General features: G+C 49.3%; 5 protein-coding genes. 3 read left to right on the forward strand and 2 right to left on the reverse strand.

Going from position 1 to position 6,630, the window contains the following annotated elements; translation table 11 throughout:
* A partial coding sequence (gene dnaK / locus H6F50_RS05740; protein ID WP_190427335.1) for a molecular chaperone DnaK occupies nucleotides 1–1,862 on the reverse strand: 1,862 nt, incomplete at its 3' end.
* A 105-nt stretch (nucleotides 1,863–1,967) separates the two neighbouring features.
* Here dnaK and H6F50_RS05745 point away from each other — a divergent pair.
* Nucleotides 1,968–3,392, forward strand: coding sequence for a hypothetical protein (locus H6F50_RS05745; RefSeq protein WP_190427338.1), 1,425 nt, complete (start codon nucleotides 1,968–1,970; stop codon nucleotides 3,390–3,392).
* Between the two features lie 143 nt (nucleotides 3,393–3,535).
* On the opposite strand, the gene H6F50_RS05750 is transcribed toward H6F50_RS05745, so the two are convergent.
* Entirely contained in the window at nucleotides 3,536–3,937 is a 402-nt protein-coding gene (locus H6F50_RS05750) for a hypothetical protein (RefSeq protein WP_190427342.1), read from the reverse strand.
* A gap of 198 nt (nucleotides 3,938–4,135) precedes the next feature.
* On the opposite strand from H6F50_RS05750, the gene pds reads away from it, so the two are divergent.
* Nucleotides 4,136–5,569 carry a 15-cis-phytoene desaturase gene (gene pds, locus H6F50_RS05755; protein WP_190427344.1) on the forward strand — a complete coding sequence of 478 codons (1,434 nt, stop codon included), beginning with the start codon at nucleotides 4,136–4,138 and terminating at the stop codon, nucleotides 5,567–5,569.
* A 125-nt stretch (nucleotides 5,570–5,694) separates the two neighbouring features.
* A complete protein-coding gene (gene crtB, locus H6F50_RS05760) occupies nucleotides 5,695–6,624 on the forward strand; it encodes a 15-cis-phytoene synthase CrtB (RefSeq protein ID WP_190410266.1) in 930 nt (309 codons plus the stop codon).
* Nucleotides 6,625–6,630: the final 6 nt, after the last annotated feature.

Consider the following 6,630-nt stretch of genomic DNA (forward strand, 5'->3'; position numbering starts at 1 on the left):
GAAAACGTGCGACGGATCGATCCGAAAAAGTCGTCCTCGTCCTCCATTGATTCCATCCGCACCTCTCGGTTCAGCTCGTAGAGAGCATCCTGGAGATCGCTTTGTGCCCGATCCACAGACCGATCGTCATCGCGGCCAATGCTCTGGCGCAGTTCCTGCACCATGTTCTCAATGCGACGCCGCTGACCGGCAGCAAACTGCATTCCATAGGTCAGCGCCACTTCTTTCAGTTGCCGTTCCGCACTGAAAGCCAGTGCTTCGGCGCGGTTGCGCTTCTCCACTCGTTCGCGCCGTTCCCGATCTGTTGAGGCATATTGCTCGGCTTCCTGAATCATCCGGTTAACTTCCGATTCGCTTAAAGTGGAAGCCCCTTGAACGGTGATGCTCTGCTCTCGCCCTGTCGTCCGGTCTAACGCCGTCACCTGCAAAATCCCGTTGGCATCAATATCAAAAGATACCTGAACTTGGGGCACTCCTCGCGGTGCTGGGGGAATGCCAGTGAGCTTAAACCGCCCTAGCGACTTGTTATCAGCCGCCATTTCCCGTTCCCCTTGCAGGACGTGAACTTCCACCAAAGTTTGGTTATTTTCAGCGGTCGAGAAGATATCCGAACGCCGCACGGGTATCGTTGTGTTTCGGGGGATGAGTTTCTTCATCACGCCGCCTATCGTTTCCAATCCTAGGGACAAAGGCGTGACATCCAGCAACAGCACGTCTTTGACTTCACCGGCGAGGATTCCCGCTTGAATTGCGGCACCCACTGCCACGACTTCATCTGGGTTAACGTTCTCGTTTGGTTCCTTGTCAATTAAGCTACGAACCAGCTGTTTCACCAAGGGAATGCGAGTAGAACCGCCCACTAACACCACTTCATCAATCTTGGAGGGGTTCAGACCAGAATCCACTAAAGCGCGTTTGACGGGTGCCTTCAATCGGCTCACCAAATCCCCACACAATCCTTCAAATTGCGCCCTCGTCAACCTGGTTTCTAAGTGTACAGGACCTTCTTCCGTGGCAGTGAGAAAAGGTAAGTTAATATCGGTGACTGTAACGCCAGACAGCTCAATTTTGGCTTTTTCGGCGGCTTCCGTGAGGCGTTGTAAGGCTTGGCGATCGCGTCTGAGATCTACCCCTTCTTTTTCCAGAAACTGCTCTGCCAGCCAATCCACAATTTTTCGGTCAAAATCGTTCCCGCCCAATTGGGTGTCGCCACTGGTGGCTTTTACCTCAAACACTCCATCCCCCACTTCCAGGATGGAAACGTCAAATGTACCGCCGCCCAAGTCAAACACCAGAATCGTCTGAGTATCCTTGCGATCCAAACCATAAGCCAAAGATGCAGCCGTTGGCTCGTTAAGAATCCGCAATACATCCAACCCGGCGATTCGCCCAGCATCTCGCGTCGCTTGCCGTTGGGAATCATTAAAATAAGCCGGAACTGTAATCACCGCGCCCGTCACCGGCTGTCCCAGATAACGACTCGCCTCATCTGCCAACTTTTGCAGCACCATTGCCGAGATTTCTTCTGGAGCAAATTCCCGCTTCAGTCTGGGGCATTTGACTTTAATGTTGCCCTCGTCATCCCGCCGAATCGTGTAGGGAACTTGCTTCGAGGTGGGGCTGAGTTCCGCATACTTTCGTCCGATGTACCGTTTTACCGCATAAAACGTATTCTGCGGGTTTAGAACGGCTTGCCGCCGTGCCATTTGTCCAACTAGGCGTTCCCCGTCTTTGCTGAAGCCTACCACGGAGGGAGTAGTCCTCATGCCTTCCGCATTGGCAATGACAACGGGCTTGCCGCCTTCCATGACAGCTACGACTGAGTTGGTTGTTCCGAGGTCAATGCCGACTACCTTGCCCATGCGATTCGTGTTCTCCTTACCTAACTTAATATACTGAGAACAATTTGCTGGATTTATTCTATCTTGCTGTCAGGAATGAGCAGTATCAGGCAAGAGAGAAACTCAATGATATATCGACTCTTTATTATTTTTGCTGCGAATCATCGCTTCTTGTCCCGCTTTACTGCCGTCGTGGCAGGATGTTTGGTGGCGATTGGCTGTTCGACAACGCTAGTACCCCAAATTACCCATAGGAACCTGCTGGTTCAGCCCTTAGCTGCCACAACAGCAGCGACTAAGAGCGATTCCTTGTCGGAGGCAATTAACTACGCTAACAGGGCTGCTACCCTGGCTCAAACGGCTAGATCGGCGGCGGACTGGGATGAAGTTGCCCAAACATGGCTAAGCGCGATCGCATCCCTGCAAGCCATACCACCCGACAGTCCCCAACGAGTCTATGCCCAGAAGAAAATTATCGAGTATATGGCTTTTTTGCAGGTAGCCCAACAAAGAGCCGCTGCAACCAGCTTTCAGTTAAAATACCCCACCTTTAACAACCAATTGCTTGATAATCAGCTAGTTCTTTATCTGTCCTACATCGCTGCCCTTGGCCCACCCGATATTTTAATTGTAGGCAGTTCCCGCTCTTTGCAGGGAGTCGATCCCAAACAGATGCAGCAAGCTTTAGCGGGTAAAGGTTTTGGGGGATTGAAAATCTTTAACTTCGGGGTGAATGGTGCGACTGTCCAAGTGATTGATTTGTTGTTGCGGAAAATTTTAACCGAAGAGCAGTTGCCGAAACTCATTGTGTGGGCGGATGGAGTGAGAGCCTTTAACAGTGGGCGTGTAGATCGGACTTATAACTTGATTTTGGCTTCTCCAGGCTACAAGCGCTTATTAACGGGCAATCGCCCCTTAAGTGGTATTACACCCTCTAACCGCCCGGATACACTCTTAACAGCGACCCCACCTCCAAACCTCAACTCAGTTGCTGATACCAACCTAGACGAAATTCCCCAGAACGAAAGCCAGTTTAATATCACCCTTTTGAATTCTCAGCCGTCCAGCGAGACAATACTGGCTCAAAATACTCTAGGAGGATTGACTCCCGACTACTCGGCAGCGGCAATCGACGCCAATGGATTTCTTCCCGTAAATATTCGCTTTAATCCTGCTATTTACTATCGACAAAAGCCGCGAGTTGCAGGCGCTTATGACAGTGATTACAGTGCCTTCCAACTCGGAGGTAAGCAGGAGGCGGCGTTGAATAATTTAATGGTATTTGCCAAGCAGCGTCGGATTCCAGTATTCTTCATCAACCTGCCTTTAAGTAGAGATTATTTAGACCGAACTCGTCTTAGAGCTGAGCAACAATTTAGACCTTATATGGTTCGCCAATCTAGTGCTAAAGGATTCATCTTTCTCGACTTATCCAGACAGTGGACAAACCAAAATGGCTATTTTGCCGACCCCAGCCATCTAAATCGCTATGGTGCGGCTGTCATCGGTCGCCAAATTGCTGCCGATACTAGGATTCCCTGGCCTCGCTAGATAAAATATTGTCCGCACCATTGAATGCTAGAGCTAAACAAAGCTCGCAATGCGGACAATTAGCATCTATTTTTTCCTTATTGTCATTGCGACGATTTGGTACGATTGCACCCTTGGGGTTTAAGTTTTCTCTCCCTAATCTCCTAAAACTCCTCGTTCTCATCTAAATCTAAATAAGGATCAGGATTGAAATCTTGTTGTATTGTCACTTCATGCTCATAAAAAGCTTGAGGATTTGGAGGATAACAGAGAATAAATCTAGTCTGTTTAATTTCAATAGCATCTTCAAGCCGAGTTTGAATGGAAATTACTTTTTTTAATAGCCGTTGATAAATGACCAAGCTAGGGCAGATGACAACTAATTCTGTCATTCCAGTGTCGTGATGAGTGATTCTCCACTCACAATGGCTAAACAACGCTTTTAGGGAACCATTTAGCTTTTCATACAGGCGTTGTCTTTGAGCGCGTACTGCTGCAAGCTCCTTTGCCAGTGCCCTATCTCGTTCGCTGAGTGGTTGAGGTGCATCGGGATTGTCGTGACTCATCGGTCTTTCCTGCGGGTTCAGCTCTGGACGATAATTTCTCATTATTGCCCCGATGCGATCGCAGCTAATATTCATCGATCGGGAGAGGGTGACAACTTTACAGAGATTTGCAGTGGGGTAGCGCTATCTTCTGTAACGAAATGCAACGTATAATGAGAGCGACCAAACACGCAAGCAGCTATAAGGGTAGACCATCAGATGCGAGTTGCGATCGCTGGGGCGGGTTTAGCAGGGCTTTCCTGCGCCAAATATTTGACAGATGCCGGTCACACTCCCATCGTTCTAGAACGTCAGGACGTTCTAGGCGGTAAGGTGGCAGCATGGAAAGACGAAGACGGCGACTGGTACGAAACCGGACTGCACATCTTTTTTGGGGCTTATCCCAATATGTTGCAGCTATTTAAGGAACTCGGTATTGAAGATCGATTGCAGTGGAAAGAACACACAATGATCTTTAACCAACCTGATGTCCCCGGTACTTATTCTCGCTTTGACTTTCCGGATATTCCGGCACCATTTAATGGCGTCACAGCGATTCTGGGCAACAACGATATGTTGACTTGGCCTGAAAAAATTCGCTTCGGAATTGGTTTAATTCCGGCGATGGTTCAGGGCCAAAAATACGTTGAGGAGATGGATAAATACTCGTGGTCGGAATGGATGAAAAAGCAAAACATCCCTCCACGGGTAGAAAAAGAAGTTTTCATTGCCATGTCCAAGGCACTGAACTTCATTAACCCGGATGAAATTTCTGCCACGATATTGCTGACGGCCCTCAATCGCTTCCTTCAGGAAAAAAATGGCTCAAAAATGGCATTTTTGGATGGTTCCCCGACCGAGCGGTTGTGTCAGCCAATGGTAGATTACATCACCGAGCGCGGTGGGGAAGTGCGGTTGAATATGCCGATCAAGGAATTTTTGCTCAATGCCGATGGCACGGTGCGGGGATTCTTGATTCGCGGGTTGAATGGTGCTGCGGATGAAATTATTACGGCGGATGCTTATGTATCTGCAATGCCGGTTGACCCCCTGAAGGTGATGTTGCCTCAACCTTGGCGTCAGATGGAGTATTTCCAAAAGCTAGACGGCTTAGAGGGTGTCCCGGTCATCAACGTGCATCTGTGGTTTGACCGAAAATTAACTCAAATTGACCATCTGCTGTTTTCGCGATCGCCCTTGCTTAGTGTCTACGCGGACATGAGCAACACCTGTCGCGAATATGCGAACCCCGACCGCTCAATGTTGGAATTAGTGCTGGCACCAGCAAAAGATTGGATTAGCAAATCGGATGGGGAAATTGTAGACGCCACCGTTGCAGAATTGGAAAAACTTTTTCCCGATCATTTTGGGGGTGAGAACCCAGCCAAGTTGCTGAAATATCACGTTGTCAAAACCCCTCGTTCAGTCTACAAGGCAACTCCAGGGCGTCAGCAATATCGTCCTTCCCAAGAAACACCGATTGCGAATTTCTATTTGACGGGTGATTACACCATGCAGCGTTACCTAGCGAGTATGGAAGGTGCCGTACTTTCTGGTAAGCTGACAGCGCAGGCAATTGTGAGCAGTCAGTCGTCAGTAGTCACCGATCAATCGTCAACGGTCACCGATCAGGCGTTAGTCGTTAGTGGGTAATGGTTAGGGGGAAAGAGTCTACTCCCGAATATCTGACTATCTATTACCTGCTACCAAAGAACAACAGACTCAGGACAATTGACAATTGACAACGGAAAACTGACAATCTCTGGTGCCTGTACTGAATGCTGCAACTGTCTAATTTCCCGCGCATGAGAACGCTGGCTTCAATAGAGGACGCTTACCAACTCTGTCGCCAGATTACGGCTAAGTACGCAAAGACGTTTTATCTGGGTACGCTGCTGATGCCAGCAGCCAAGCGCCGTGCCATCTGGGCAATTTATGCTTGGTGTCGTCGCACCGATGAACTGGTAGACGGTGCCTCAGCTGCGATTACGACTCCTGAAACTTTGGATCGATGGGAAAAACAGCTAGAATCTGTTTTTGCCGGCGAACCCCTAGACGACCCGGATGTGGCTTTGGTAGATACGCTGAAACGCTTCCCGATGGATATTGAACCATTTCGGGATATGATTGCGGGTCAGCGAATGGATCTCTACCGCAGCCGATACAAGACCTTTGAGGAACTCAATCTTTACTGCTATCGGGTTGCCGGGACGGTGGGGTTGATGTCTACTGCGGTGATGGGTGTCGATACGGAACCGTATACAGCACCCTGGAAACGCAATCAAGAGATTTATATTCCGACCTCGGAAGCGATCGCACTTGGCATTGCTAACCAACTCACTAACATCCTGCGAGATGTCGGAGAAGACGCCCGTCGAGGTCGCATTTACCTGCCCCTCGAAGAATTAGCGTTATTTAACTACACCGAACAGGATCTGATGAATGGCGTAGTCGATGAGCGATGGCGCGAATTGATGCGTTTCCAAATTCAACGGGCACGCAAATTCTACGTTGAAGCCGAACAGGGGATTGGTGCCCTTAGCCCTGATGCTCGTTGGCCCGTTGCGGCGGCTTTAATGCTCTATAGCCAAATTCTCGATCGGATTGAACGCAATCAATACGATGTATTTAGCACCAGAGCTTACGTCCCGACTTCCCGGAAGCTGCTGAGTTTGCCAGCGGCTTGGTTGAGGGCGCAGGTGCTATAACTCTGT

The sequence above is a fragment of the Coleofasciculus sp. FACHB-712 genome (genome assembly GCF_014695635.1).
Lineage (GTDB): Bacteria > Cyanobacteriota > Cyanobacteriia > Cyanobacteriales > FACHB-T130 > FACHB-T130.

Coding starts and splice junctions, on each gene's coding strand:
- H6F50_RS05745 (WP_190427338.1), top strand. CDS start 1,968: ATGATATATCGACTCTTTATTATTTTTGCTGCGAATCATCGCTTCTTG.
- H6F50_RS05750 (WP_190427342.1), bottom strand. CDS start 3,937: ATGAGTCACGACAATCCCGATGCACCTCAACCACTCAGCGAACGAGAT.
- pds (WP_190427344.1), top strand. CDS start 4,136: ATGCGAGTTGCGATCGCTGGGGCGGGTTTAGCAGGGCTTTCCTGCGCC.
- crtB (WP_190410266.1), top strand. CDS start 5,695: ATGCTGCAACTGTCTAATTTCCCGCGCATGAGAACGCTGGCTTCAATA.